General features: G+C 61.1%; 27 protein-coding genes. 4 read left to right on the top strand and 23 right to left on the bottom strand.

What is annotated here, in order from left to right:
• Positions 1 to 79: 79 nt before the first annotated feature.
• Positions 80 to 862 (bottom strand): class I SAM-dependent methyltransferase, encoded by a 783-nt coding sequence (locus A7D21_RS16965; protein WP_069552197.1) that lies wholly within the window; start codon positions 860 to 862, stop codon positions 80 to 82.
• A gap of 96 nt (positions 863 to 958) precedes the next feature.
• Here A7D21_RS16965 and A7D21_RS16960 point away from each other — a divergent pair, with 96 nt between their 5' ends.
• Complete coding sequence (locus A7D21_RS16960; RefSeq protein WP_053254714.1) at positions 959 to 1579, top strand: hypothetical protein; 621 nt, start codon at positions 959 to 961, stop codon at positions 1577 to 1579.
• 3 nt (positions 1580 to 1582) lie between these two features.
• Here A7D21_RS16960 and A7D21_RS16955 read toward each other — a convergent pair whose 3' ends face one another.
• The 7 genes from A7D21_RS16955 to ppc form a co-directional block, all read right to left on the bottom strand.
• The gene (locus tag A7D21_RS16955; RefSeq protein ID WP_069552196.1) at positions 1583 to 2281 is read right to left on the bottom strand and encodes an extensin family protein; all 699 of its coding nucleotides are present in this window, start codon (positions 2279 to 2281) and stop codon (positions 1583 to 1585) included.
• A 3-nt stretch (positions 2282 to 2284) separates the two neighbouring features.
• The gene (locus A7D21_RS16950) at positions 2285 to 3112 is read right to left on the bottom strand and encodes an oxaloacetate decarboxylase (RefSeq protein ID WP_069552195.1); all 828 of its coding nucleotides are present in this window, start codon (positions 3110 to 3112) and stop codon (positions 2285 to 2287) included.
• 27 nt (positions 3113 to 3139) lie between these two features.
• A complete protein-coding gene (locus A7D21_RS16945) occupies positions 3140 to 4000 on the bottom strand; it encodes a DUF72 domain-containing protein (RefSeq protein ID WP_069552194.1) in 861 nt (286 codons plus the stop codon).
• Complete coding sequence (locus tag A7D21_RS16940; protein ID WP_053254710.1) at positions 4000 to 4302, bottom strand: hypothetical protein; 303 nt, start codon at positions 4300 to 4302, stop codon at positions 4000 to 4002. Before A7D21_RS16940 ends, A7D21_RS16945 begins: the two co-directional genes overlap by 1 nt.
• Before the next feature lie 160 nt (positions 4303 to 4462).
• Positions 4463 to 5149, bottom strand: a complete 687-nt coding sequence (gene tsaB / locus A7D21_RS16935; RefSeq protein ID WP_069552193.1) for a tRNA (adenosine(37)-N6)-threonylcarbamoyltransferase complex dimerization subunit type 1 TsaB — start codon at positions 5147 to 5149, stop codon at positions 4463 to 4465.
• Between the two features lie 90 nt (positions 5150 to 5239).
• Positions 5240 to 5887 (bottom strand): adenylate kinase, encoded by a 648-nt coding sequence (gene adk, locus A7D21_RS16930; RefSeq protein ID WP_069552192.1) that lies wholly within the window; start codon positions 5885 to 5887, stop codon positions 5240 to 5242.
• A gap of 295 nt (positions 5888 to 6182) precedes the next feature.
• The gene (ppc, locus tag A7D21_RS16925; protein WP_053254707.1) at positions 6183 to 8828 is read right to left on the bottom strand and encodes a phosphoenolpyruvate carboxylase; all 2646 of its coding nucleotides are present in this window, start codon (positions 8826 to 8828) and stop codon (positions 6183 to 6185) included.
• Between the two features lie 185 nt (positions 8829 to 9013).
• On the opposite strand from ppc, the gene A7D21_RS16920 reads away from it, so the two are divergent.
• The 3 genes from A7D21_RS16920 to A7D21_RS16910 all read left to right on the top strand — a co-directional run bounded on the left by A7D21_RS16920 (position 9014) and on the right by A7D21_RS16910 (position 10909).
• Positions 9014 to 9358 carry a hypothetical protein gene (locus tag A7D21_RS16920; RefSeq protein ID WP_053254706.1) on the top strand — a complete coding sequence of 115 codons (345 nt, stop codon included), beginning with the start codon at positions 9014 to 9016 and terminating at the stop codon, positions 9356 to 9358.
• Positions 9359 to 9642: 284 nt separating this feature from the next.
• The gene (locus A7D21_RS16915) at positions 9643 to 10068 is read left to right on the top strand and encodes a DUF4398 domain-containing protein (RefSeq protein WP_064451039.1); all 426 of its coding nucleotides are present in this window, start codon (positions 9643 to 9645) and stop codon (positions 10066 to 10068) included.
• Between the two features lie 55 nt (positions 10069 to 10123).
• A complete protein-coding gene (locus tag A7D21_RS16910; protein ID WP_053254704.1) occupies positions 10124 to 10909 on the top strand; it encodes an OmpA family protein in 786 nt (261 codons plus the stop codon).
• A 50-nt stretch (positions 10910 to 10959) separates the two neighbouring features.
• On the opposite strand, the gene A7D21_RS35825 is transcribed toward A7D21_RS16910, so the two are convergent.
• From A7D21_RS35825 to A7D21_RS16835, 15 genes are all read right to left on the bottom strand, one after another.
• The gene (locus A7D21_RS35825) at positions 10960 to 11115 is read right to left on the bottom strand and encodes a hypothetical protein (RefSeq protein WP_155512278.1); all 156 of its coding nucleotides are present in this window, start codon (positions 11113 to 11115) and stop codon (positions 10960 to 10962) included.
• A gap of 111 nt (positions 11116 to 11226) precedes the next feature.
• Positions 11227 to 11553 (bottom strand): hypothetical protein, encoded by a 327-nt coding sequence (locus A7D21_RS16905; protein WP_053254703.1) that lies wholly within the window; start codon positions 11551 to 11553, stop codon positions 11227 to 11229.
• Positions 11550 to 12455, bottom strand: a complete 906-nt coding sequence (locus A7D21_RS16900) for an alpha/beta hydrolase (protein ID WP_053254702.1) — start codon at positions 12453 to 12455, stop codon at positions 11550 to 11552. The genes A7D21_RS16905 and A7D21_RS16900 overlap by 4 nt, the downstream gene beginning before the upstream one ends.
• 171 nt (positions 12456 to 12626) lie before the next feature.
• The gene (locus A7D21_RS16895; RefSeq protein WP_053254701.1) at positions 12627 to 13904 is read right to left on the bottom strand and encodes a flavohemoglobin expression-modulating QEGLA motif protein; all 1278 of its coding nucleotides are present in this window, start codon (positions 13902 to 13904) and stop codon (positions 12627 to 12629) included.
• 21 nt (positions 13905 to 13925) lie between these two features.
• The gene (locus A7D21_RS16890; protein ID WP_053254700.1) at positions 13926 to 14486 is read right to left on the bottom strand and encodes a hypothetical protein; all 561 of its coding nucleotides are present in this window, start codon (positions 14484 to 14486) and stop codon (positions 13926 to 13928) included.
• Positions 14487 to 14610: 124 nt separating this feature from the next.
• Positions 14611 to 15327, bottom strand: a complete 717-nt coding sequence (locus tag A7D21_RS16885; protein ID WP_053254699.1) for a TetR/AcrR family transcriptional regulator — start codon at positions 15325 to 15327, stop codon at positions 14611 to 14613.
• 159 nt (positions 15328 to 15486) lie between these two features.
• Complete coding sequence (gene lysS / locus A7D21_RS16880; protein WP_053254698.1) at positions 15487 to 16989, bottom strand: lysine--tRNA ligase; 1503 nt, start codon at positions 16987 to 16989, stop codon at positions 15487 to 15489.
• Positions 16990 to 17084: 95 nt separating this feature from the next.
• Positions 17085 to 18180, bottom strand: a protein-coding gene (gene prfB, locus A7D21_RS16875; RefSeq protein ID WP_096236834.1) for a peptide chain release factor 2 whose coding sequence is annotated in 2 segments (ribosomal slippage) — positions 17085 to 18107 and positions 18109 to 18180 — 1095 coding nt in all. Because the reading frame shifts where the segments join, the coding sequence is not laid out codon by codon here.
• Positions 18181 to 18415: 235 nt separating this feature from the next.
• Entirely contained in the window at positions 18416 to 19417 is a 1002-nt protein-coding gene (locus A7D21_RS16865) for a diguanylate cyclase (RefSeq protein WP_069552191.1), read from the bottom strand.
• 49 nt (positions 19418 to 19466) lie between these two features.
• Positions 19467 to 20477, bottom strand: a complete 1011-nt coding sequence (locus A7D21_RS16860) for a chemotaxis response regulator protein-glutamate methylesterase (protein WP_053254696.1) — start codon at positions 20475 to 20477, stop codon at positions 19467 to 19469.
• Positions 20474 to 22753, bottom strand: coding sequence for a hybrid sensor histidine kinase/response regulator (locus A7D21_RS16855; RefSeq protein ID WP_069552190.1), 2280 nt, complete (start codon positions 22751 to 22753; stop codon positions 20474 to 20476). The genes A7D21_RS16860 and A7D21_RS16855 overlap by 4 nt, the downstream gene beginning before the upstream one ends.
• The gene (locus tag A7D21_RS16850) at positions 22750 to 23451 is read right to left on the bottom strand and encodes a chemotaxis protein CheW (protein ID WP_069552189.1); all 702 of its coding nucleotides are present in this window, start codon (positions 23449 to 23451) and stop codon (positions 22750 to 22752) included. The genes A7D21_RS16855 and A7D21_RS16850 overlap by 4 nt, the downstream gene beginning before the upstream one ends.
• Positions 23448 to 24707 (bottom strand): protein-glutamate O-methyltransferase CheR, encoded by a 1260-nt coding sequence (locus A7D21_RS16845; RefSeq protein WP_069552188.1) that lies wholly within the window; start codon positions 24705 to 24707, stop codon positions 23448 to 23450. The genes A7D21_RS16850 and A7D21_RS16845 overlap by 4 nt, the downstream gene beginning before the upstream one ends.
• Positions 24704 to 25216 (bottom strand): chemotaxis protein CheW, encoded by a 513-nt coding sequence (locus A7D21_RS16840; RefSeq protein WP_069552187.1) that lies wholly within the window; start codon positions 25214 to 25216, stop codon positions 24704 to 24706. The genes A7D21_RS16845 and A7D21_RS16840 overlap by 4 nt, the downstream gene beginning before the upstream one ends.
• Complete coding sequence (locus tag A7D21_RS16835) at positions 25216 to 26838, bottom strand: methyl-accepting chemotaxis protein (protein WP_069552186.1); 1623 nt, start codon at positions 26836 to 26838, stop codon at positions 25216 to 25218. The genes A7D21_RS16840 and A7D21_RS16835 overlap by 1 nt, the downstream gene beginning before the upstream one ends.
• Positions 26839 to 26975 lie beyond the last annotated feature (137 nt).

Genomic DNA, 26975 nt, shown 5'->3' with positions numbered 1-26975 from the left:
TGTACTCAACCTACCTAACCCCTCACAGGCTTAAAGCGACACAAAGAGTTGCGTAGATACCTATACCGCGATGAGGCCCTCAAGGCTTGAGTGCTTTCTTCGGATAGATGTCATACCGGCTCGATTTACCATCCAGCGCATGGCTCGGCTTCGGCCCTTCAATGCACGGCGCTTTGCGCGGACGCTTGACCACCACCCGGTGGCTGGCCAACGCCAGCGCGGCCGCCAGCAACGCCGGTGCGTCGGGATCATCGCCAACCAGCGGCCGAAACAAACGCATTTCCTTCTTCACCAGGGCGGTTTTCTCACGATGAGGGAACATCGGGTCCAGGTAGATCACCTGCGGCGGTTCGCCCTCCCAATTGAGCATCACATCGATGGAATTGCCCTTGAGCAGCTTCATGCGCGCCACAATAGGCGCCACTTCAAAATCATCCGCGCCACGTGCCAGGCCGTCTTCGAGCAAGGCGCCAATCAGCGGTTGACGCTCGATCAGGCTCATCTCGCAGCCCAGGCTGGCCAACACGAACGCGTCCTTGCCCAAGCCTGCCGTGGCATCCAGCACACGCGGGCGTACCCCCTGAGCAACGCCGACCGCCTTGGCGATCATCTGCCCGCTGCCTCCGCCGTACAAACGCCGGTGAGCTGCGCCGCCCTCGACAAAATCCACGCGCACCGGCCCCGGTGCGTCAGGCCCAAGCTGCTGGAGTTGCAGGCCGTGCTCCCCAACTTGCAGGGAAAAGTCCGCTTCCTCCAGGTGCAACGGCAGGCCCAGCAACGAAGCCCACTGCTCGGCACGCGCCGTAAAACCTTCGGCCAAGGCCTCGACCCGAATGCGGCTGGCCGCTGGTAGTTCGCTCATCAATCGCTACGCTCAAAAATATTAAGGATCGGCACATAACGGCCGATAAAAACAACAGTCAGGTATTTTGCCAGAGCTGAGCGTCGACCGAGAAAAATGTCAGACATTCTTCCCCTAACTATCGGTGTACTGCCGACCCACAACCACTACGGCCTGCGTAATACTCAAGCGCTGGCCGGCGTGAGTCATGTGTGGCAGGACTTCTTCGCCCGTGCGTTGGCCGAACAGCTCGGCGATACGCCGCAGGCGCTCGCCGCCAAGGCACCGGCACCGAGAGACCCGGCGCTGGAACCCAGCGAAGGCGCCGACCTGTTGTCACAGATCCTCACCCAGCGTGAGTGCGATGTGAAGGAAACCGAGATCGCGCCGCCGGAGCCATTGTTCCTGCCCATCGCCGAATTTGAAACCGAGTTGCTGCCACCGCCCCCTGTACCGTTCCCGGCAGAAGAAATCGTCGCCCAGCAGCGCCAGCAAACCTTTGAAAGCAGCTGGGTACGCCCGATTGTCCTGAACGCCGGTCAACCACTGCCCGCGCCAGGCCCGGCACCGGAACCACAGCCCTTGCACCTGCCGATTGCCGAGTTCGAACTGGACCTGCTGCCACCACCCGCCACGCCGTACCCGACCGAAGCACTGGCAGCGCAACAGAAAGCGCTGGACTTCGATTACCACTGGGCGCGCCCACTGATCGTCAACAACCTGCGCCTCGCCGCCTGACCCTCAGCGGCACACCCACCAGGGCCCCATGTCCAGATGGAAGTGGTTACGATGGGCCGCGTTGTAGTCCGGGCTCAACACCACGTTGAAATCCGCGCAGGCTGCCTCTCGCACCTGCCGCAAAAACCGCGCGCCATCGCCTGCTCCCGGCCAGTCCTTGAGCACACTGATGCTGCGCCCATCCGCCAGGCGGAAGCCGGCAATGTCCAGGGCGTTCGCCGATGCGTGTTGACTGAGCCGCCCGTCGGCACGGTTATACACGTTGCGACAGGCAAAGCTGCCCAAGTGATCGACCCGCGTCACCGCCTGGCCAAATACCGCCTGGGCGGCCGGTTGCAGGCTATGGCGCTCGAACAAGGCAAACGCTACGGCCAGTGGGCAACTGGCAAGAAAGCTGCTGCTCAAGGCCACGTCGGCGCCTTGCACGCGCAAGATGTTGCGCAATGGGCACGCGGCGTCAGCCGGACTGTCTGCCTGATGGCTGACGCGTAAACCAGAGGTTTTCAGCACCTGCTCGCACAGCGCCGGATCATCCTGCAGCCGCCCGAGTTTGAAGCGCGTCAACAGGTTCGGGCGGGTGCGCACATCCAGCGGCGCCCAGGGGTTCCATTCACTGGGCAACGGCACCCAGCCTCGCCACACACCCAAGGCAAACACCCCGGCCAGCACCAGCAGCGCACCGAGCACTTTAAAAAAACGCACGGCTTAGCCCTTGAAGAACTGGTTGGCCTGGCTGAACGGCATCTTGCGCTCGGTGAAGGTAAAGGTGCCCAACGCGTACACCTCCTGCGCGGCGCGGTAAAACTCGCCATACGCCGCCAACGCCATGGCCGAGCCGACACTGATGCGCCGCACGCCCATCTCGCTCAATTGCGCCACGCTGAGGTTCAAGCCGCCGGACATCAACACGTTCACCGGCTTGGGCGCAACGGCCTTGACCACTGCAAGTATTTCCTCGGCGCTGCTTAGCGCTGGGGCATACAGCACGTCGGCACCGGCTTCGGCGTAGGCCTGCAACCGGCGGATGGTGTCAGGCAAATCCAGGCGGCCATGCAGGAGGTTTTCCGCGCGGGCGGTCAGCGTGAACGCGAACGGCAAACTACGCGCTGCGGCAACCGCCGCTTCGACGCGTTGAACAGACAAATCGAACGGGTAGATTGGATCGACGGCAATGCCCGTGGCGTCTTCGATGGAGCCGCCGACAATTCCCGTAGCCGCTGCGCGCAGGATGGTTTGGGCGCAGCCTTCGGGCGTATCGCTGAAGCCGTTTTCCAGATCCGCCGCCACCGGTAGCGCAGTCGCCCGGACAATCGAAGTAGCATTAGCCAACGTGTCCTCCAGCGACAACGCACCTTCCGCATCCGGCCGCCCCAGGCTGAACGCATAGCCCGCACTGGTGGTGGCCAAGGCTTCAAAGCCGAGGCTGGCCAGCATGATTGCGGAGCCCGCATCCCATGGGTTGGGCATCACGAACGCGCGATCACGTTCATGCAACGCCTTGAAGGTTTCGGCGCGAAGGGTTTGGGCATCCATGACTCACTCCTGGCGGAAAAAGGAGCCCTAGAGTAACCCCAGTTGCTCCGCTTCGGGCTCTCGATGCAAGGTCGGCAGCGGCGGCAGGCCCGGCAAACGGGCCATCAGTTTTTCATGAAAGCGCAGCGCCAGTTGCGCAGCGAGCCGGTTATCCGAGGTGTGCAGGAATACGTAGGGTGTGCGCCCCTCTTCGATCCAGCCGGCGACTTTTTCCACCCACGGCAGCAAAAACGGGTCGTTGGCCTCCAGCTCCGGGTGGCCGATGAAACGCACTTGGGGAAACTGGGTCAGCGCCGCTGGGCGCGGCGGCACCTTGGGCTTTTTCGATTGGGCGTGCAATACCGCGGCCGAGGTCGACGTGCAACTGAACAAGGCTCTGGTGTCGAGGCAGATCCGCTCGACACCACGGTCACGTAACAAGCGGTTGAGCGTGCGTTCGGCATCGCCCTTGGCGAAGAACTCCGGGTGGCGAACTTCCACGGCCAACGGGCGTTCCAGGCCATCAATAAAACCGGCGAGCTCGCCGAGGCGTTGCGGCGAAAAGCTCGCCGACAGTTGCAGCCACAATGGCGAAACACGCGCACCCAATGGGCTCATCAGGCCGACAAAACTTTCCGCCGCCGGCAACTGCTCGCGCAAGTCGCCACCGTGGCTGATGTCGCCCGGGAATTTGGCGGTGAAGCGAAAATCTTCAGGCATGATTTCAGCCCAGCGCTGCACCGTGGCGGCCGAGGGGCGAGCATAGAAAGTGGTGTTGCCTTCAACGGCGTTGAAGACCTGGGAGTACAGGGCGAGGTAATCGCTGGAGCGCGCGTCGGCCGGGTACAGGTACTCGCGCCAGGCGTTTTCACTCCAGGACGGGCAACCAATAAAGTAAGGCAGGCGCATCAGATGTGGATGTCGAGACCCAGCACTTCCATATCCCATTCGACAAAGCCGGCGGTGGTCAGGTAGCTGGCCAGGGCGGTGGCGACGCTTTTGCTCATGGAACGGTGGAACACCATGTCTTGCTGACGGGCGGGAAGACCACTGATACGTGCACCGGCGGACGCCTGGGCGTTGGACTGCACGTCGGACTGGACCTCAATGAAGTCCGGCGAATCCTCGACGGAATCGTCTACCGTCACGTTCGCCTTACGTGGCTTACGCTTGAGGGGGTAGGACTGTGAGGAAAAGCCGTCTATACGCATACATGCAGACTCGGTATCAATGATGGCAATTTAGCGGCACTTTCCGATGTGCGCAAATGCTCTGGTGATAACTAGAACACATAATTTGTAAAAGGTTTACAAACCCGGTCAAATTCTGACGATTGGCGAAAATCGCCACAAAAATCTCGCTTTTTTGGCGTCAAATAATCCCGCGCTCAGCCTTGGTTTGCGCCACTTTATCGCGCAGATAAACCGGTGCAGCCTGATCGGCGGGGACCGCTTCGCCACGCTCGAAAGCGAAGCGCGCCAGGGTCAACAGGTCTTCGGCATGCGGCAACATGGCGGCGTCCTGGCCGACCACGTGCACATTGATACGCTCGCCATAACCCCAGCCGGTACCGGCGCCAAACCAGTCACCGCTGGCATCCACGGGCAACGCGCTGACTTGCGGCGGTTGCACGGCTTCCACGCCCACCAGGCGCATTTCGCCAGCTGTCTCGCGGTAGCATCCCCAATAGACTTCATCCATCCGTGCATCAATGGCCGCCGCCACTTGCGAGGCGCCGTGCTCACGCAGCGCACGCTGGGCCAGCACCGCGAGGTTGGAGACCGGCAACACCGGGCGTTCCAACGCAAACGCCAGGCCCTGCACCACGCCAATCGCAATGCGAACGCCGGTAAACGCGCCCGGGCCACGCCCAAAGGCAATGGCATCGACCGCAGCAAGGCTGGTGCCGGCGTCTTCGAGCAGTTGCTTGATCATCGGCAACAGCTTCTGCGCATGCAGGCGCGGGATCACCTCGTAGTGGCTCGTTACCTTGCCATCGTGCAGCAAGGCAACAGAGCAAGCTTCAGTCGCGGTGTCCAGGGCCAGCAGGGTGCTCATCAGTGTAGGTGTCCAAATCGGAAAAAAGTGCGCCAGTATAAACAACAACGGCCCGCAAGCGGGCCGTTGTGCATGCAGCTAAGCGTTTGATCAGCTCAGCGCTTGCAGCACCTTGGCGGTGATCGCTTCTACCGAGCCCACGCCAGGAATGTGGCTGTACTTCGGCTTGCCCTGAGCAGCCGACAGTTTCTGGTAGAAGTCCACCAGTGGCTTGGTCTGGGAATGGTAGACCGACAGACGATGGCGCACGGTTTCTTCGGTGTCGTCCTTGCGCTGTACCAGGTCTTCGCCAGTCACATCGTCCTTGCCTTCAACCTTGGGCGGGTTGTAGACGGTGTGGTACACGCGGCCCGAGGCCTCGTGAACACGACGACCGGCGATACGCTGCACGATCTCTTCGTCTTCAACCGCGATTTCAACCACGGCATCCAACTCGACGCCCGCCTTCACCAGGGCTTCAGCCTGGGGAATGGTGCGTGGGAAGCCGTCGAACAGGAAACCGTTCTTGCAGTCGTCCTGGTTGATGCGTTCCTTGACCAGGTTGATGATCAGGTCATCGGAAACCAGGCCACCGCTGTCCATCACGCTTTTTGCGATCTGGCCCAGCTCGGTGCCAGCCTTGACGGCCGCGCGCAGCATGTCGCCGGTGGAGATTTGTGGAATGCCGAATTTTTCAGTGATGAACTTTGCCTGAGTACCTTTACCGGCCCCGGGAGCTCCCAGCAGAATGACGCGCATCGATGTGCTCCTCAATTTTTTATAGAGATGACGCTCGGATTCGCCGCGTGGGGCCAATCTCGTAAAAATATGGCTCGTGAAAATATGGGCCCAAGCCGATCAAAACCCCAAAGGCTGATCAAGATACACAGCGGGCCCTATCCATACAAGCCGCCGAAAGTCGGAGTAACCCGCGCAGGGCATGCGTCATAGGCCGGGTGTGCCTGGGTGCAACCCGGCCGCGCAAACGCCGACCGCCCCTTTCAGGGCGGCCGTCATTGTTTATCTGCAAGTCGTTGAGAACACGCAAGAAACCTTATCCGGTGTTGCGCAAACCGGCGGCAATACCGGCCACGGACACCAGCAGCGCCTGTTCCAGAGGGCTGTCCTGCGCTGCCTCCTGCCGACGCGAGCGCGCCAGCAACTCGGCCTGCAACAGGTGCAGCGGGTCGAGGTAGGTGTTACGTAAACGGATAAACTCCAGGGTGTCTGGGCTGTGGGCCAGCAGTTGCGACTGGCCAGTCAGGCCAAGGACCACGCTGCACGCCTGCGACAATAGGTCGCGTAAGTGCGCACCCAATGGCAGAAGGTCAGGCTGCACCAGACGCTCGTCATATAAACGCGCTATATCGGCATCGGCCTTGGCCAGCACCATTTCCAGCATATCGATGCGGGTGCGAAAGAACGGCCATTGCTCACGCATCTGCCCCAGCAATTCGCCTTCGCCGCGCTCCAGCGCCTTGCTTAAGGCCGCTTCCCAGCCGAGCCAGGCAGGTAGCATCAGGCGGGTTTGGGTCCAGCCGAAAATCCACGGGATCGCCCGCAGGCTTTCGATACCGCCCGCACGCCGCTTGGCCGGGCGACTGCCCAAGGGTAAGCGGCCCAGTTCCTGCTCCGGCGTGGACTGGCGGAAGTACTCGACGAACTGGGGATTTTCTCGCACGACGGCGCGGTAAGCGCTGACACCGTCTGCTGCCAATTCGTCCATCAAATGGCGCCAGGCCGGCTCGGGCGGCGGCGGTGGCAACAGCGTGGCTTCCAGCACTGCGGCCAGGTAGAGGTTGAGGTTCTGCTCGGCAATGTCCGGCAAGCCGAACTTGAAGCGGATCATTTCGCCTTGTTCGGTGGTGCGGAAACGCCCCGCCACCGAGCCGGGCGGTTGCGACAGGATCGCCGCGTGTGCCGGACCACCGCCACGCCCAACGGTGCCGCCACGACCGTGGAACAACAGCAGTTCCACCTGCTGCTCGCGGCAGATATCCACCAACCGTTCCTGCGCCCGGTACTGCGCCCAGGCGGCCGCTGTGGTGCCGGCGTCCTTGGCGGAGTCCGAGTAACCGATCATCACTTCCTGCGGGCCTTGCAAGCGCGCGCGGTAGCCCGGCAATTGCAGCAGCCGCTCCATCACCGGCCCAGCGTTATCCAGGTCGGCCAGGGTTTCGAACAGCGGGACCACGCGCATCGGTCGTTGCACGCCCGACTCTTTAAGCAGCAATTGCACGGCCAGCACGTCCGACGCGGCGCCCGCCATCGAAATCACGTACGAGCCGAGCGACGCGGCCGGTGCGGCGGCAATTTCCTTGCAGGTATTCAACACCTCGGCGGTGTCCGCCGACGGTTTGAAATAACCCGGAAGCAACGGTCGACGGTTGGTCAGCTCTTTGGTCAGAAAGCTGATACGCGCCTCTTCATCCCAGTCTTCGTAGCGACCCAGGCCCAGGTAATCGGTGATTTCAGTCATGGCCGCCGAATGGCGACTGGAATCCTGGCGCACATCCAGCCGCACCAGGAACAAGCCGAAGGTCACCGCACGGCGCAGGCAATCGAGCAGCGGGCCATCGGCGATCACGCCCATGCCGCACTCGTGAAGCGACTGGTAGCACAGCTCCAGCGGGTCCAGCAGGTCGCGGTTGTTCTGCAAGACCTCAACGGGCGCCGGGGTGTTGGCGCTCAACGCGGTGTGCGCCCATTGCCGCGTGGCACGCAGGCGCTCACGCAATTGCTTGAGCAAGGCGCGATACGGCTCGACGCTGTCGCCGACCTTGGCTTGCAACGCCGGGCTGGCCTGTTGCATCGACAACTCGGACGCCAAGTGGTCGATATCACGCAAATACAAATCCGCCGCCATCCAGCGCGCCAGCAACAGCACTTCGCGGGTGACCGGCGCGGTGACATTCGGGTTGCCATCACGGTCGCCGCCCATCCACGAGGCAAACCGAATCGGTGCGGCCTCCAGTGGCAGGTGCAGGCCAGTGGCCGCGTGCAAGGCGTGGTCAGCCTTGCGCAAGTAATTGGGGATGGCCTGCCACAACGAATGCTCAATGACTGCAAAGCCCCACTTGGCTTCATCCACCGGGGTGGGCCGCACGCGGCGGATTTCTTCGGTGTGCCAGGCTTCGGCGATCAACCGCTGCAAACGTTCGCGGATCTGCTCGCGCTCGGCCGTGGTGAGGTCGCGGTGATCCTGCAGCGCCAGTTGCGCGGCGATCGCATCGTATTTCTGGATCAGGGTGCGGCGCGCCACTTCAGTCGGGTGGGCGGTCAGCACCAATTCAATCTCCAACCGCGCCAACTGGCGGGCCAGGGATTCGTTGCTATGACCTTCGCTTTGCAAGCGGGCCAGCAGTTCCGGCAATACGCGGGATTCGAACGGTGCCGGTTGCGACTCATCGCGCCGGTGGATCAATTGATACTGCTCGGCGATGTTGGCCAGGTTGAGGAACTGGTTAAAGGCTCGTGCCACAGGCAACAGTTCGCTTTCCTGCAATTGGTTCAAGCTGGCGCTGAGTTCCTCGCCGGCGGTTTGCTCGGCTACGCCACCTCGGCGGTCGGCCTTGGCGCCTTTGCGGATCTGCTCGATCTTGTCGAGAAAATCATCGCCGTATTGCTCTCGAATGGTGTTGCCCAACAGCTCACCCAGCAGGTGAACATCCTCACGCAAGCGTGCATCGATATCACTCATCAGCCAATCTCCAGCCAGAAATCCGGGACGCGCAGGCCTTCCAGAGTGCCGCTCGCATCGGTTTCTGACAAGACACTTTAAACCTTGCCGGTTACAGCTAGTCTCAACAGTGAGTCGTCGCGTTTATCCACGCAGGCGGCTGGACACTCATCACCGCCTGCCATCGCGGGCTTATTGAGGTTGCCATGAAAATTCGAGAACTGGCCCAGCATTGGGAAGAGACCGCCAAGGGTCGCCTGACCAAAACCGAGTATGCGATCCATCTGGACATGGAGTCCGCCGCACGGCTGGCCGCGATCGCCGAAATGTACCCCAAGCGCCACCCCGAAGAACTGCTCGGTGAGCTGATCGGCGCCGCCCTTGAAGAGCTGGAAGCCAGCTTTCCCTACATCAAGGGTCAGCACGTGATCGCCACCGATGAAGAGGGGGACCCGCTGTACGAAGACGTCGGCCCTACTCCGCGTTTTCTCACCCTGTCGCGGCGCTATCTGCATGATTTATCGGCCGGTACCGACGAACAGAAGCACTGATTACCCTCCGTTAAACCCCTTCCAACCCCAGGTATTCCGGGCCTCGCGCAGGCTCGGCGTACCTTTGCGCAAAGCAAAAGTTCAAACTTTTAAACGCTGACCAAACAGTCAGATATTTTTTTAGGCAAATCGCCATCTTCTCTGAACTTTTGAAAAAAGCATCAGGTCACAGCCAGTAAGCCATCAGTTGGAACGGCCGTTTGAAAAGGCACCACGCGCTTTACCGCAGGGGCCGCGACCGCTGACCAACGAAGTGGATTTTGATGTTTTTGAGGAGTAATCCAATGGAGTTGAAGACGATGAAGACCAGCACTGCCAAATCCTCGTTTAACCACCTGCGCGGGCTCAAATTGGCCGCGCTGGCAATCGGCACCAGCTTCGTACTGGCGGGCTGCGCCGGTAACCCACCGACCGAGCAATACGCCGTGACCCAATCTGCGGTGAACAGCGCCGTCAGCGCCGGGGGTACCGAGTACGCCGCCGTAGAAATGAAGTCGGCTCAGGACAAGCTCAAAGAAGCTGAAATCGCCATGCACGACAAGAACTACGACAAGGCGCGTCAGCTGGCCGAACAAGCCGAATGGGATGCCCGCGTCGCTGAGCGCAAAGCCCAGGCTGCCAAGGCTGACCAGGCTGTGAAGGACTCCCAGAAAGCTGTTCAGGAGCTGCGTCAGGAAGGCATGCGCCCGGCTGTTATCAAACAGCAATAAGCCGCCGCCACTGATTGCAGTGCACCCGATATCGAATTGAAAGGACGACACGACTATGCGTAAACAACTGATGATCCCTGCCCTGCTGGCGATGAGCGTTGCTCTGGCGGCCTGCTCCACCCCGCCGAACGCGAACCTGGAAAACGCACGGACCAACTTCTCGGCCCTGCAAGCCAACCCGAATGCCACCAAGGTAGCGGCGCTGGAAACCAAGGACGCCCAGGATTGGCTGGACAAGGCTGACAAGGCCTACCGTGACAAGGAAGACCAGAAGAAAGTCGACCAACTGGCCTACCTGACCAACCAGCGCGTTGAAGTGGCGAAAGACACCATCGCCCTGCGCCAATCCGAAGCCCAGCTGAAAAACGCCGGTGACGAACGTGCCCGCGCCCTGCTGCAAGCCCGTGATGCGCAGATCAAGCAACTGCAAGACAGCTTGAACGCCAAGCAGACTGATCGCGGCACCCTGGTGACCTTCGGTGACGTGCTGTTCGCCACCAACAAGTCCGACCTGAAATCCAGCGGCCTGGTGAACATCACCAAGCTGGCGCAGTTCCTGCGTGATAACCCGGACCGTAAAGTGATCGTCGAAGGCTACACCGACAGCACCGGTTCCGACTCGTACAACCAGAGCCTGTCCGAACGTCGTGCGGCGTCCGTACAGCGTGCACTGGCTCAACAGGGCGTGGATATCTCGCGCATCGTGACCCAGGGTTACGGCAAGGAATACCCGGTTGCCGACAACGGCAGCGTCTCGGGCCGTGCCATGAACCGCCGCGTTGAAGTGACCATCTCCAACGACAACCAGCCAGTGAAGCCACGTTCGTCGATGGCGAACTGATTGACTGAAGCTGGATAAAAAAACCCACCTTACGGTGGGTTTTTTTTCGGCTATCCGAAGGTAATGGGACGCTCCGGCTCGTCCGCATGCATGACCTTTTTGCGCTCATCGGTGTTGTCCGACAGCCGCTCCATCAGCTGCCTTAGCCCCTCAGCCTGCGCATCCTGCCGCGTCAGCGACTCATGCCCTCTGGCCATGTCCAGCATGTTGCGTATTGCGCCAATATTTATGACCACCTTCCCCGCCCCGTTTGCGTAAGTTACATCGCCCTCTGTGGCGTGTTACGCAAGACGGTTCCAGATATTTCGGTGATCGGGCTATTCCTGCAGTTGCGGGGTTTCCTGCCCCATGCAACGCACCGCTTGCTTCTTGTTGTTGACCAGCACGCCACTCAAGCCTTTCTGCTCGGTATCGAACATCACCAATACGCCATCAACGCATTGCGCGATTTGTGCGGCCGGGGTCAGGGAAATTTTATAGTCCTCGCCCGGTACGGTCTTGAGCATCGTGAAGTCGCTGAGCAGCAATGCATCTTCCGGCTTGGCGAAGTGCAGGTAGCCATAGAACCACAGGCAACCGACGGTACCGATGATGGTGCCGATACCGGTGAGGATCAGCGGGATCATATTGCGTTCTTCGCTCATTGCGGGCTCTCTGATGAATCAACTTTAGGAACAGGGTAATTCGGAATTTCACCCAGGCGGCGCAGGCCGTTGAAGTGCTGCGGGTCGTCCAGGTAACGCAGCATCACGGTTTGCCAGGTCTTGTCGGCAAAGGTCTGCACATGGCCGCCACGGGTCAACTGCAACACCCTCGGCGGCGGCGCGGCCTGATACAGGCGAATACCGTTAGCCACCGGCACAATCGGATCATCCAGGCTATGGAACAGCAGCTTCGGCACACCGGTCAGTCGGGGCATGGCGTTGATCGCACTGTCAGCGTCCGGCACCAGCCAGGACAGCGGCACCTGAAACGGCCATGTTAACCAGGACGTGCTGAGCGCGAATTGTCCTACGTCACGATAACTGGCAGGCACGCCATCCAGCACCAGCGCCTTCAGTTGTGGCTGACGTTCCGGGTGCGCCGCCAGGTAATGCACCGCCAGCGCACCACCCAGGCTTTGGCCCAACACCACCAGCGGCTGGCCCTGGGTTTCGGGCGCCTTGTCGATCCACTTAAAGGCAGCATCGATGTCTTGGTAAACCGCTGGCAACGACGGCTTGCCTTGCGACAGCCCATAACCGCGATAGTCCAGCAGCAGCACTTGGTAGCCCTGCTCCGGCAACCACCAACTGCCGCCCAAGTGCCAGGCGAGGTTGCCGCCGTTGCCGTGCAGGTGCAGCACCGTGCCTTTGACGGGCACCCCGGGTTTGGCCGGCAGCCACCAGGCATGCAGCTTGACGCCGTCGGCGGTGGTCAACGTGACATCGCGGTATTGCAGGTGGGCTTTTTCCGGCGTGAACGGCAGCCCGGGTTCAGGGTAGAACAGCAGCGAACTGCAGCCGTTCAATGTGAGTAGCAGGCAAAGAATGCCGAGGATTCTCATCCGTTGAAGCCTCGCGATTTGGCCGCGATCTGCAGCCTTGTGGAGATCCAAATGTGGGAGCGGGCTTGCTCGCGAAGGCGGCGTGTCAGTCGATACATGTGTGGCTGATGCACCGCTTTCGCGAGCAAGCCCGCGCCCACATTTTTTAATCGGTTTCGTCAGTTAAATTGCCTAAAGGATATTCGAGTAATCCGCCTCGATCCGGTCCAGGCTCAAGTGGTTGAGGAAGTTGGAGAAACACATCCACGCCGCCAGTGCGTTCATGTCGCGAAACTGCTCGGGCAGGTACTTGGGCGGCACCACCAGGCCTTCATCGACCAGTTGGCGCAAGGTACGCATGTCTTCCAGGGTGGTCTTGCCGCAGAACAACAGCGGCACTTGTTCCAGCTTGCCTTTGCGCACGGCCAGCTGAATGTAGTTGTAGACCATGATAAAGCCCTTGAGATAGGACAAATCCTTGGTAAACGGCAGGCCTGTGGGCGTCGAGCCACGGAACACCCGGCTGGCGTTGCCGTAGCTTTCGGCCATTTCAAAGCCTTGCTCGCGGAAGAACTCGAACACCTGCAGGAAGTCGGCGCCCTCCTCCACCATGTGGATGGCGCGGGTGCGGTTAGTCAGTTTGCGCAGGCGGCTGGGGTAGGACGCAAAGGTAATGATTTCCATCAGAATCGCCAGGCCTTCCTGGGTCACCGTGGACGACGGCGGCCCCTTGGACAGGAAGGTGCAGATCGGCTGATTCTGGCCATTGAGCGTGGTGCCGACGTGCACCAGGCCTTCGTGCACTTCCAGTGCGCGTACATCACGCTCGTTGAACATCGCGTCGGCGCGGATCTTGATGTAGTCGGCGCCCGCCGCCGCGTCGGCGACGATCCCGTCAGACTCGAACACGCGAATGGTTTCTTCCGCTTCGCCAAACACCTTGTTGAGGCGGGTTTGCAACAGCGCCACGGCATCTTTGGCGGTAAGGGTCTTGGCTTCGTCCTTGAGGTCGCCACGGCCGTCGATGTTGTTGAGGTAGTCGGAGAGCATCAAGCCCAGGTCCGCCAGGGTCGGATCGCCGGCGTGGAAAGCATCGGAGGCGGCGCCGTAGAGTTCCTGGGAGATCAGGCCGAAGTCCTCGGTGCCACGGGCTTCCAGCATACGCACCACCATGCGGTATTCGCGGCACATGCGACGCATGATCTGCCCCACCGGGCTGAACTGGCCGAGACGTCGGGTAATGTCGCGCTCGATGTTCTGGAACTCCAGCTTCACCGCACTGGAGTCGAACGACAGCGGCCGGTTCAGGTAATAGTCGCGGTCCACGGCGGGCATCGCCTTGCCCTTGGCCTTGAGGAATCCCTGGCGAATGTTCTCGTCCCACTTCACGGCGTCGAGCACGCGAATCGGTGTTTGCGCCAGCACTATGCGATCGGACAAGGTGCGTATCGTCTGCTGGTAATCGTCCACCCGGTGCTTCCTCTTTAAACGTTATTTGCCCGCACGCTGGTAGCGCACGGCTTCAACGAACACATCGGCATTGGCCGGGTCATCCAGGTAGGCAAACACCTGGTCCATCGGGCTGTCCACCAACACGCCGGCGCCCTCGACGGTGTCCACGCTGCTGCCATGCAGCGCCTGTTGGCCGATGGCTTGATGGATTTGCTCAAGGTCGAGGTTGTAGACCACCAATTCATGCTTTTTGTCGCGCTCGCCTTCAAAGTCGAAACCCGCCAGGAAGAAATGCCCGCCGAATGTGTCCGGTAATGGCGCCGACAGGTACCAGCGGTTGCCATGGCGAGAGACCGTGAACAGGTATTCATCGCGCTGGCCCGGCTTGGCTTTAGGGTAGCTCACCGCTTTGTAACGGTGCTCACCGACGCGGGTAATCTGCAGGTTGAGCGGCTCGCCCCAGGCATTTTTACTCGACCAGCGGCCGAGCAAGGCATCCGGTGCGGCTTCTTTGGCCGGCAGCGGGTCCTTGAACGTCACCAGGCACCCGCTGAGTAACAGGAACGACAAGGTGATGACTGCGACACGCCAGGCTTTCATTGAGCACCCCATCCTGTGTGGGCGCTGGTTTACCTGCGATACAGGCACCTCGGTGCGTCAGGTGACTCGAGGTGATGCTATCGCAGGCAAGCCAACTCCCACATAAAGCAGATCCCGCATTCAGCTAGACCGAGGCCAACACCAAATGCATGTAACGCTTGAGAATCTCAAGCATCTCTTCAGCGGTCAGAGGCTCTGGGCCGCCAAGCAGGCCCTGATATTCCATCCGACCGATTATCGCCGTCAACACTTTGGCATCCTGTTGCGGCTCGCGGGAACCCAATACCTGGAAAAACTGCCCGGTGCCCTGCAACAGAATTTGCTGATGGGAACGCACCAGTTCCGCCAGACGCGGGTTGAGCAAGGCCTCCTGGCGAAAGGCCTGTTCAGCCATCAAGTGCTCACGGCGGTTGGTCAGTTGGCGCATGACGTAATCGGCGGTCAGCTTTGCGATGTCATCCGCCAGTTGCGAGCGTGATGCCTGGCTGCCATCGCCATAGGCGACCATCTCGCGCAGCAGGCCTTCGTTGCGCACCCACAATTTGCCCATGAAGGCCGCGCTGCGCTCGACGTATTGGGCGAAGGTATCGGTGAGCAAGTCATCGATGTCCTTGAAATAGTAGGTGGTGGCCGACAATGGCACACCGGCTTCCGCCGCCACCGCGCGATGGCGCACGGCCCGTACACCATCGCGCACGACAATGCGCATGGCCGCATCGAGAATGTCTTGCCTGCGTTGCTCGCTGCCCCGGCGACTGGCCTTGCGGCCCTGGTATTGGACGCTTTCAGCCACGGCAGCAGCAATGCCGGCGGCGCCTTCTTGAGCCATTACGCGGTTCACCACAGATCTTCCTTTAAAAGGTGACGCGGAGCGTCACGGGCTGCATTCCCACGCAAACCAATCGCCGTGGGAACGATCACCTGGCGCCGTTCTCTTGACGGCTAAATACACCCCATAAAAAAGCCGCCTTATAAAAGGCGGCTTCGAATTTCGCTACGGTTACGCTTGTGGCCGCATGTGCGGGAACAAGATCACGTCGCGGATCGACGGCGAGTTGGTCAACAACATCACCAACCGGTCGATACCGATGCCTTCACCGGCAGTCGGCGGCATGCCGTATTCCAGCGCGCGGACGAAGTCGGCGTCGTAGTGCATGGCTTCGTCGTCGCCGGCGTCCTTGTCGGCCACCTGCGCCATGAAGCGTTCAGCCTGGTCTTCCGCGTCATTAAGCTCGGAGTAGGCGTTGGCAATTTCACGGCCGCCGATGAACAGCTCGAAACGGTCGGTGACGTTCGGGTTGTCATCGTTGCGACGGGCCAGCGGCGACACTTCGAACGGGTACTGGGTAATGAAGTGCGGCTGCTCCAGCTTGTGCTCCACCAGCTCCTCGAAAATCATCACCTGCAGTTTGCCCAGGCCTTCAAAGCCGAGCACCTTGGCGCCGGCTTTCTTGGCGATGGCGCGAGCCTTGTCGATGTCGGTCAGGTCGTCAGCGGTCAACTCGGGGTTGTACTTGAGGATCGAGTCGAACACCGAGAGGCGCACAAACGGCTCGCCGAAGTGGAACACCTTGTCGCCGTAAGGCACGTCGGTGCTGCCCAGTACCAGCTGCGCCAGTTCGCGGAACAGTTCTTCGGTCAGGTCCATGTTGTCTTCGTAGTCGGCGTACGCCTGGTAGAACTCCAACATGGTGAATTCAGGGTTGTGACGGGTCGAGACGCCTTCGTTACGGAAGTTACGGTTGATCTCGAAGACTTTTTCGAAACCGCCAACCACCAGGCGCTTGAGGTACAGCTCAGGCGCGATACGCAGGAACATTTCCAGGTCCAGCGCGTTGTGATGCGTTTCGAACGGCTTGGCTGCGGCACCACCGGGGATGGTTTGCAGCATCGGCGTTTCCACTTCCAGGAAGTCACGCTTCATCAGGAAGCTGCGGATGTGCGCGATAACCTGGGAACGCACGCGGAAGGTCTGACGCACGTCTTCGTTGACGATCAGGTCAACGTAACGCTGGCGATAGCGCTGTTCGGTGTCGGTCAGGCCGTGGTGCTTGTCCGGCAGCGGGCGCAGGGATTTGGTCAGCAGGCGCACGTTCGTCATTTCAACGTACAGGTCGCCCTTGCCGGAACGCGCCAGCGTACCTTCGGCGGCAATGATGTCGCCCATGTCCCAGGTTTTCACCGAGGCCAGGGTTTCTTCGGGCAGGGTTTTACGGTTGACGTAAACCTGAATGCGCCCGGTCATGTCCTGGATCACCATGAACGAGCCACGGTTGAGCATGATGCGACCTGCCACCTTGACCGGGATTGCAGCCTCTGCCAGCTCTTCCTTGGTCTTGTCCGCGTACTGTTTCTGCAAGGCATCGCAGTAGTTTTCGCGGCGGAAGTCGTTCGGGAAGGCATTGCCCTTGGCGCGCTCGGCAGCAAGCTTTTCCTTGCGCAGGGCGATCAGGGAGTTTTCTTCCTGTTGCAGGGCTTGCGGGTCGAGTTGTTGGTCGCTCATGTCTTTTGAAATTCCATCACAGGTACGTTTTCCCCAGCCTTCGGCAGGGGATCGCCGGGCAAGGACTAGACGTCCGCCCGGCTCCTACAGTCTTTTTACAGGCCCGATTTCAGGCTGGCTTCCAGGTATTCGTCGATATCACCGTCGAGCACCTTGTCGCAGTCGCTGCGTTCGATGTTAGTGCGCAGATCCTTGATCCGCGACGCATCGAGCACATAAGAACGGATCTGGTGACCCCAGCCGATATCCGACTTGGTGTCTTCCAAGGCCTGCGAAGCCGCGTTGCGCTTCTGCATTTCCTGCTCGTACAACTTGGCCCGCAGCATTTTCATGGCGGTGTCCTTGTTCGCGTGCTGGGAACGTTCGTTCTGGCAGCTGACCACGGTGTTGGTCGGTACGTGGGTAATACGTACGGCCGAGTCGGTGGTGTTTACGTGCTGACCACCGGCACCGGAGGAGCGGTAGGTGTCGATTCGCAGGTCGGCCGGGTTGATCTCGATTTCCACTTTGTCGTCGATCTCTGGGGAGACGAACACCGCGGAGAACGACGTGTGGCGACGGTTGCCGGAGTCGAACGGGCTCTTGCGCACCAGGCGATGCACACCAATCTCGGTACGCAGCCAGCCAAAGGCGTATTCACCCTTGATGTGCACGGTCGCGCCCTTGATACCGGCGACTTCACCGGCCGACAGTTCCATGATGGTGGCGTCGAAACCGCGCTTGTCAGCCCAACGCAGGTACATGCGCAACAGGATGTTGGCCCAGTCCTGGGCCTCGGTGCCGCCGGAACCGGCCTGGATGTCCAGGTAGGCGTTGTTCGGGTCCATTTCGTGGCTGAACATGCGGCGGAATTCAAGCTTGGCGAGGTTTTCCTCGAGACGGGCCAGCTCGGCGACGACATCGCCCACTGCGCCTTCGTCGTTTTCTTCAACGGCCATGTCCAGCAGGTCGCGGCAATCGCCCAGACCGGTGTTCAATTCGTCGAGGGTGTCGACGATCTGCGCCAGCGCAGCGCGCTCGCGGCCCAGTTCCTGGGCGTATTCAGGTTTGTTCCAGACAGCCGGATCTTCAAGCTCGCGATTGACTTCGGTCAGACGCTCATGCTTTTGATCGTAGTCAAAGATACCCCCGAATAGTTTCGGAGCGCTCGGACAGGTCCTTGATGGTGTTAAGGATCGGGTTGATTTCCATGGCGGGCAGCACTCGTTGGCGAACTTTTGAAAGCCGACGAGTATAACGACAAACACACGCGAACGGCAGCCCGCTTGGCGAAAAGGCGGGTTTGCAGGCGATCACAAGAACAATCAAGATCCAAATGTGGGAGCGGGCTTGCTCGCGAATGCGGTGGGTCAGTCACTGATTCATTACCTGACATACCGCATTCGCGAGCAAGCCCGCTCCCACAAGGGATTAGCGTTGTACCGAATTATTCGATACCCACCTGGTTACGCCCATTATGCTTGGCCGTATACAAACCCTTGTCGGCCGCCATGATCAGCAGCCGACAGTCGCTGCTCTGCTGCGGGGTCATGGTCGACAGGCCGATGCTGATGGTCAGGCTCGAGCCTTCAGCCGGTGCGATATGCGGGATTTTCAGCGCGGCAACGGCCATGCGCAGCTTTTCCGCCACCAGGCGCGCACCACCCGGCGAGGTGTTCGGCAGCACCAGCGCAAACTCTTCACCGCCGTAACGCGCCGGCAGGTCGGAAGGACGGCTGCTGGCTTCGCGGATGGCAGCGGCGACTTTACGCAGGGCTTCGTCACCCTCGACATGGCCAAAGCTGTCGTTGTAGGTCTTGAAGAAGTCGACGTCGATCATCAACAGCGACAGCTGCGTCTGGTCACGCATGGCACGGCGCCATTCCAGCTCCAGGTATTCGTCAAAGTGGCGGCGGTTGGACAGCCCGGTCAAGCCGTCGGAGTTCATCAACCGTTGCAGCACCAGATTGGTATCCAGCAGCTGTTGCTGGCTGACCCGCAGCGCGCGGTAGGCCGCATCCCGCTGCAACAGCGTCATATACGAGCGCGAGTGATAGCGAATGCGCGCCACCAGCTCGATGTTATCCGGCAGCTTGACCAAATAATCATTGGCCCCGGCCGAGAACGCCGCGCTTTTGATCAGCGGGTCTTCCTTGGTCGAGAGCACGATGATCGGGATGTTCGCCGTGGCCGGGTGGTTGCGGTATTCGCGCACCAGCGTCAGGCCGTCGAGGCCCGGCATGACCAAGTCTTGCAGGATGACGGTGGGCTTGATACGGATTGCCTGGGCAATCGCCTGGTGCGGATCGGCGCAAAAGTGAAAGTCGATGTTCTCTTCATGGGCCAGCCCACGCCGCACGGCCTCGCCGATCATGGCCTGGTCGTCGACCAGCAACACCATGGCTGCGTTTTCGTCGGTCTTGATGTCGTCGATCTGTAAATCACTCATGTGCAGTCACCTGAATTACTACCTGCAAGCCAGCAGCGGGAGGTACGGATCATTTCGCAAATACCTCCAGCAATCGGGGCGCAATTCTATCCAGTGGGCGAATTTCAACAGCAGCATCAATCGCCGCCGCCGCTTTGGGCATGCCATACACCGCCGAGCTTTGCTGATCCTGGGCGATGGTCAAATATCCTTGTTCACGCAACAACTTGAGGCCCTGGGCGCCGTCGCGCCCCATGCCGGTGAGCAATACGCCGACGGCATCGCCGTTCCAGTAGCTGGCGACGCTCTCGAAAAACACGTCGATGGACGGCCGGTAAATCTCGTTCACCGGCTCTGCGGTATAGGCTAGCGTGCCATTTTTCAACAGGCGAATATGGTGGTTGGTGCCGGCCAGCAACACCGTACCCGCCTGTGGCGGTTCACCTTCACGGGCCAGGCGCACCGGCAGGCCAGAGGCGCTGCTCAGCCACTCGGCCATGCCGGCGGCAAACACCTGGTCCACATGCTGCACCAGCACAATGGCCGCAGGAAAGTCTCGCGGCAAACCCTTGAGGAGGATTTCCAGGGCGGCCGGCCCGCCCGCCGACGACCCGATCGCCACCAGGCGCTGGCGCTTGCCGGTGGCGCGCGGGGGCGCGGTTTCGGCGCGTACGCGGGTGCCGCGCTGGCCGATCAGCCAGCCAATGTTGAGGATCTTGCGCAGTAACGGTGCCGCCGCATCCTTGGGGTTGCCCACGCCCAGCGCCGGTGTATCCACCACGTCCAGGGCGCCGTGGCCCATGGCTTCAAACACCCGACTGACATTGGCCTGACGGTCCACGGTGACGATCAGGATCGGGCACGGGGTCTCGGCCATGATCTGCCGGGTGGCTTCCACGCCGTCCATCACCGGCATGATCAAGTCCATCAGGATCATGTCCGGCGTCAGTTCGGCGCAGCGCTGTACCGCTTCAAGGCCATTGTTGGCCACCCACACCACTTCGTGCGCGGGTTCATAACTCAAGGCGCGCCGCAAGGCTTCCACCGCCAGGGGCATGTCATTGACGATCGCGATTCTCATGCCCGGGCGCCTCCAATCAGTTCGATCACGGCGTCCAGCAAGGCGTCATCATGGAAACTGGCTTTAGCCAGATAATAGTCGGCACCGGCGTCCAGCCCACGACGCCGGTCTTCTTCGCGATCCTTATACGAGACCACCATCACCGGCAACGATTGCAGGCGAGTATCACGGCGCAAGAGTGTGACCAATTCAATACCGTCCATTCGAGGCATATCAATGTCAGTGATCAACAAGTCGAAGTCTTCGGAGCGCAGCGCATTCCAACCGTCCATGCCATCCACCGCTACGGCCACTTCATAACCACGATTAAGTAACAATTTGCGCTGCAGCTCTCGCACGGTGAGCGAGTCATCCACCACCAGCACCCGCTTACGCGGCGCTTCGGTAGCCTGCTGGCTGCGCCGGGCGATGCGCTCCAGGCGGCCGGTGTTGAGCAATTTATCCACCGACCGCAGCATGTCTTCGACGTCGACGATCAATACCACCGAGCCGTCATCCAGCAAGGCCCCGGCGGAGATGTCCTGGACTTTGCCCAGGCGATCATCCAGCGGCAACACCACCAGGGTGCGCTCGCCGACAAAGCGCTCCACCGCAATGCCATACACCGCATCGCGCTCGCGGATCACCACCACCTTCAAGGTTTCTTCATTACTCTGCCCCGGGGGGCGCTGCAACAACTGGCTGGCGGCAACCAGGCCGACATGCCGGCCTTCGTGCCAGAAATGCTGACGGCCTTCCAATTGCACGATGTCGTCGGGTGCCAGGTCGCACATACGCTCGATGTGGGCCAATGGGAATGCGTAGGCCTCTTCGCCGACTTCCACCACAAGGCTGCGCACCACCGACAGGGTCAAGGGCACCTCCAGATGGAAGCGACTGCCCTGCCCCGCCGTCTGCTCCAGCACCACCGCGCCGCGCAGTTGGCGAACCATATGCTGCACCGCGTCGAGGCCGACGCCACGCCCGGACACTTCGGTAACCTTGTCGCGCAGGCTGAAACCCGGCAGGAACAGGAACGTCAGCAGTTCTTCTTCGCTCAAGCGCTGGGCGGTTTCCAGGGGTGACAGGTGCCGGTCGACGATGGTGCCGCGCAGGCGCTCCAGGTCAACACCATTGCCGTCGTCACTCAGTTCCAGCACCAGCAGGCCGGCCTGGTGGGAGGCGCGCAGGCGGATCAAGCCTTCAGCAGGTTTGCCGGCGAGCATGCGCTGCTCGGGCATTTCGATACCGTGGTCGACGGCATTGCGCAGCAAGTGGGTGAGCGGCGCTTCGAGTTTTTCCAGCACGTCGCGGTCGACCTGGGTCTTTTCACCCTCGATCTCCAGGCGCACCTGCTTGCCCAGGCTGCGGCCAAGGTCGCGGACCATGCGCACCTGCCCGGCGAGGACATCGGCAAACGGCCGCATGCGGCAGGCCAACGCCGTGTCGTAAAGCACCTGGGCACGCTGCCCGGCCTGCCAGCCGAACTCATCCAGCTCGGCGGTTTTTTCCGCCAGCAAGGCCTGGGCTTCGCTTAAAAGACGGCGGGTGTCGGCCAGGGCCTCCTGCGCTTCAAGGCTCAAATCCAGCGCCCTAAGTTGCCCATCCAGCGTTTCCAAGGCGCGCGCACTGTTGCTTTGAATGCGTTTGAGGCGCTGCATGCTGGCCAGGTAAGGCTTGAGGCGCTGGGTTTCCACCAGCGATTTGCTGGACAGATCCAGCAGGCTGTTCAAGCGCTCGGCGGTCACCCGCAGCACGCGCTCGCCGCCTTCGGTCATGGGTTTGTTCTGGCGCGGCGCTGAAGGCATCACCGCGGGCGCAGGCTCGGGCTCCGGTGACAGTTCCTCGATCACAGGCGCCGGAGCGGGCGTGGGCGCTGGCGCCGGCTCAACCCTGACGGTCGGCTGCGACGGGTCGAGCAGGCGTTCCATCAGGGCCACATAGGCGTCGATATCCGCCGAGCCCACGTCGTTGCCGGGCGTGGCGATACGCATCAGCAGGTCGGTGCCTTGCAGCAAGGCGTCGATGTGCTCGGGTTGCAGGTACAGGCGGTTTTCCTGGGCGCTGACCAGGCAATCCTCCATGACGTGAGCCACGCTGACGCCGGCGTCCACCCCGACAATCCGCGCCGCGCCCTTGAGCGAGTGCGCGGCGCGCATGCAGGCTTCAAGCTGGTCGGCCTGGGTCGGGTTGCGCTCCAGAGCCAACAGGCCGGCGCTCAATACCTGGGTCTGCGCATCGGCTTCCAGGCTGAACAGCTCCAGCAGCGAGGCGTCACGCATCTGGTCGGGGGTCATGTAAGGCTCCGGGTCACGGCAGACAGCAATTGCTCCTCATCCAGCCACCGCAGGCTGCGGCCTTTCCACTGCAACACACCTTGGGTAAAACGCGCACTGGCCTGGGTGCCGGAGGCCGACGCCGCCTTCAAGGTGCGTTCGTCGATGGCATGAATGCCGTCGACCTCATCCACCGGCACCACCACCGGGCCGTCCTGCGCGGCAATAATCAACATGCGCGGCATCACACGCCCGCCCGTCGCGCCAGGGTTGGCGGGGTCCAGCCCCAGCAACTCGACCAGCGATAAACACGCCACCAGCGCGCCGCGCACATTGGCCACACCGAGCAGTGCGCGGGAACGCTGATGCGGCAGCGAATGAATCGGTTGCAGCGGCGCCACCTCCACCAGGCAACGGGTTGCAATGCCCAGCCATTCTTCGCCAAGACGGAACATCAACAGCGATCGAGTGACGACGTCACTCTCGACTTCAGCGGCCGCCTGCGGGCGTTGGTCGTCTTGCTGCAAAGCGTAACGATCGAGCAAGCGCGTGGCGGCGGCGGAATACACCGAGCAGTTGCGGCAGTGAATGTGCTCGGGCAGCAAAGGGCAGGACTTGTCGCCATGGATGCCGATACGGTTCCAGCAATCATCAATGGCTTGGGTGTCGGCCAGGGTCAGGTCCAGGCCTGCGGTATTGAGTGCGTCAGGGCTACTCATCGTTTGGACTCACTGTCAGCTCGCTCGCTACGGGCGGCACGCGCCTGCAATCGGCGCGCCCCCGCACGGTCGCCCTGGGATTCGAGCAACGCGGCCAGGTGCATCAGGGCCTGCGGGTGCTGCGGTTCCAGGTACAAGGCTTTCCGATAATAACCCTGGGCTTCCAGGGCGCTGCCGGCCACATCGCTGAGCAGCCCCAGCCAGTAAAACACTTGGGCGGCAGGCGGATGGTTACTCAAATACTGTTCACAGGCGGCGCGGGCCTCAACGCTTTTACCTTCGTTGGCCAGGGTCGCGATCCGACTCAGCAAGTCGCCGGTATCGGTGTGCGGCGCCTTGATGGGCACCACCTGGGCACTCACGGTGCTGAACGGCCGCGGCTTGAGCGGCATCGGCGCCGCGCTGCGCTGTGGCACCGGCGCAGGCATGGGGATAAAAACCGGCTCCGGCTTGACCGGCTCGTCATGCCGGCTGAACGCAAAGGATTGCGGTACGCCAATCGAGCGCATGCCATGACGCCCCAACAAACTGCCTTCGGCCGGGCCGATAAACAGTACACCGTCGACATGGGTGAGGGCCTTGAGCACGTCGAACACTTGCTTCTGGGTCGGCTGGTCAAAGTAGATCAGCAGGTTGCGACAGAACACAAAGTCGTAGCTCGACTCATGGGCCAGCAGCGCAGGGTCCAGCAGGTTGCCGACGTGCAGGCGTACTTGTTCACGCACCCGGTCAGCGATGCGATGACCATCGGCCTGCTCCGTGAAATGGCGCTCACGAAACTCGATGTCGCTGCCGCGAAAGGAATTCTTGCCATACACCCCACGTTTGGCACGCTCCACCGACAACGGGCTGACATCCATGCCCTGCACCTTGAATTGGTGCGGCGCAAGCCCGGCATCGAGTAAGGCCATGGCAATCGAATACGGCTCTTCACCGGTGGAGCACGGCAAGCTGAGAATGCGCAGGGCACGCATGTGCTTGATCTCGGCCAGACGTGCCTTGGCCAAGCGGGCCAGGGTCGCAAAGGATTCGGGGTAACGGAAAAACCAGGTTTCAGGGACGATCACCGCTTCGATCAGCGCCTGCTGCTCATCATGGGAGCTTTGCAGGTGCTGCCAATAAGCCTCGGCGGTGGACGCTTGCACGGCCTGGCTGCGTTGACGCACCGCGCGTTCGATAATCGCCTCACCCACCGAAGCGACATCCAGGCCGATGCGTTCCTTCAAGAAGGCAAAGAACCGCGGGTCGTGGTTCATAGGCTCAGCTCGGCGGAAAACAGCAAGGTGCGCACAGGCTCAGTGAGCAGTTCGTTGACACCAATCCACTGCATCAAGCCCAAGGCATCTTCACGCACCAGCCCCAGGTATGGCGTTTCGCGATTATCCAGCCCATACGGCTTGAATTCCTCAAGGCTGCAACGCAGGGTGTCGGTGGCTTGTTCCAGGATCAACCCCAGCCAGCGCGCCTGCACCCATGGCTGCGGCTGGTAATTGACCAGCACCAGGCGCGTGCTGGTGCGGGCCTTTGCCGGCGTACCGAAGGTCAAGGCACACAGGTCGATAACAGGCACCAACACACCCCGGTGGGCAAAGATCCCCGCTACCCACAGCGGCGCGTGGGCAATCGGTTTGAGCGGCAGGCGCGGCAGCACCTCGGCCACTTCCGTGGCCCTCAGCGCGTAGCGTTCACCGCCGATGTGGAACACCAGGAACAACGCCTTTTTCGCTGCCGGGACGGCACCGCGTTTAGCCGCGAGGTCGCTCATCAGACTTTGAAACGCGAGACGCCGCTGCGCAGGCCGACCGCAACCTGGCTCAGCTCATCAATGGCAAAGCTGGCCTGGCGCAGGGACTCCACGGTCTGGCTGCTGGCATCGCCCAATTGCACCAGCGCGTGATTGATTTGCTCGGCGCCGGTGGCCTGGGCCTGCATGCCTTCGTTGACCATCAACACCCGCGGCGCCAGGGCCTGTACCTGATGGATGATCTGCGACAGTTGCTCGCCCACTTGCTGCACTTCGAACATTCCGCGACGGACTTCTTCAGAGAACTTGTCCATGCCCATCACGCCGGCCGACACCGCCGACTGGATCTCGCGCACCATTTGCTCGATGTCATAGGTGGCCACGGCGGTCTGGTCGGCCAGGCGCCGCACTTCAGTGGCCACCACGGCAAACCCTCGACCGTATTCACCGGCCTTCTCGGCCTCGATGGCGGCGTTGAGCGACAGCAGGTTGGTCTGGTCGGCCACCTTGACGATGGTGACCACCACCTGGTTGATGTTGCCGGCCTTCTCATTGAGGATCGCCAGCTTGGCGTTGACCAGGTCGGCAGCGCCCATTACCGAATGCATGGTTTCTTCCATGCGCGCCAGGCCTTGCTGGCCGGAACCGGCGGCGACCGATGCCTGGTCGGCGGCGGTGGAGACTTCGGTCATGGTGCGAACCAAGTCCTTGGACGTGGCGGCGATCTCGCGTGAAGTCGCGCCAATCTCGGTGGTAGTTGCCGCCGTTTCGGTGGCAGTGGCCTGTTGCTGCTTGGACGTAGCCGCGATCTCGGTGACCGAGGTGGTCACCTGTACCGACGAACGCTGGGCCTGGGACACCAGGGCCGTCAGCTCGGTCATCATGTCGTTGAAGCCGGTTTCGACGGCGCCGAACTCGTCCTTGCGATCCAGGTTCAGGCGTTTACTCAGGTCACCGTCGCGCATGGTGCCCAGGATCGCCACGATGCGCTGCATCGGCGCCATGATCGCGCGCATCAGCAGCAGGCCACACAGGCCGGCGGCGATGACCGCCACCAACAGCGATACAAACATGCTGATTTTTGCAGCCGATACCGCGTCATCAATGGCATTGGTTGCACGGTCGGCGACGTCTTTGTTTTCGGTGATGATGTCGTTGAGCTTCAATCGCCCGGCCGTCCATGCCGGCGTCAGGTTGTTATTGAACTCATTGCGCGCGGCGACCAGATCATTGCGCGCCAGGCTCTCAAGCACCGTGGCCAGGCTCTTGTTGTAGGCCTGGTGGAGGGCTTCGAATTGGTTGAACTCAGCCTGGTCTTCACGACCGTTGATGGTTTGCTGGTAGTTGGCCATCTGTGTCTGGACGCGCCCTTCGAAGGCTTTGAAGTCGGCCTTGTCGGCGTCGGTCAGGCGCTTGTCGTCACGCAGACCGAGCATAGCCAGGGTGTGCAGGTAGCTGTCGACCCACGCGCTGCGGATCATCGAACTGAGATAAACCCCCGGCACTGCATCATCACGGACCGCAGTCTCGCCAGACTCAATCTTCAACAACCGTGAATAAGAGACCACAACCATTAACAGCATGATGGCGATAATGACCGCAAAGCTAGCCAAGATCCGTTGGCGCAAGGTCCAGTTCTTCACAGTAATTCCTCGAAGGGCCATTCAAATGGAGGGAGTATAGCTGAGCGCAAGCCCTCATTAATCAATGGGTTTTGATGCAGCCCGCACAGAATGCAAAAACACCCCGATCCATTGTCTGGACCGGGGTGTTGGATCAC

The organism is Pseudomonas sp. AP19 (genome assembly GCF_001728855.1).
In the GTDB taxonomy this organism is placed as follows: domain Bacteria; phylum Pseudomonadota; class Gammaproteobacteria; order Pseudomonadales; family Pseudomonadaceae; genus Aquipseudomonas; species Aquipseudomonas fluorescens.
The sequence above is the reverse complement of the archived record's forward strand: the minus strand, read 5'-3'. Positions and strand labels throughout refer to the sequence as shown.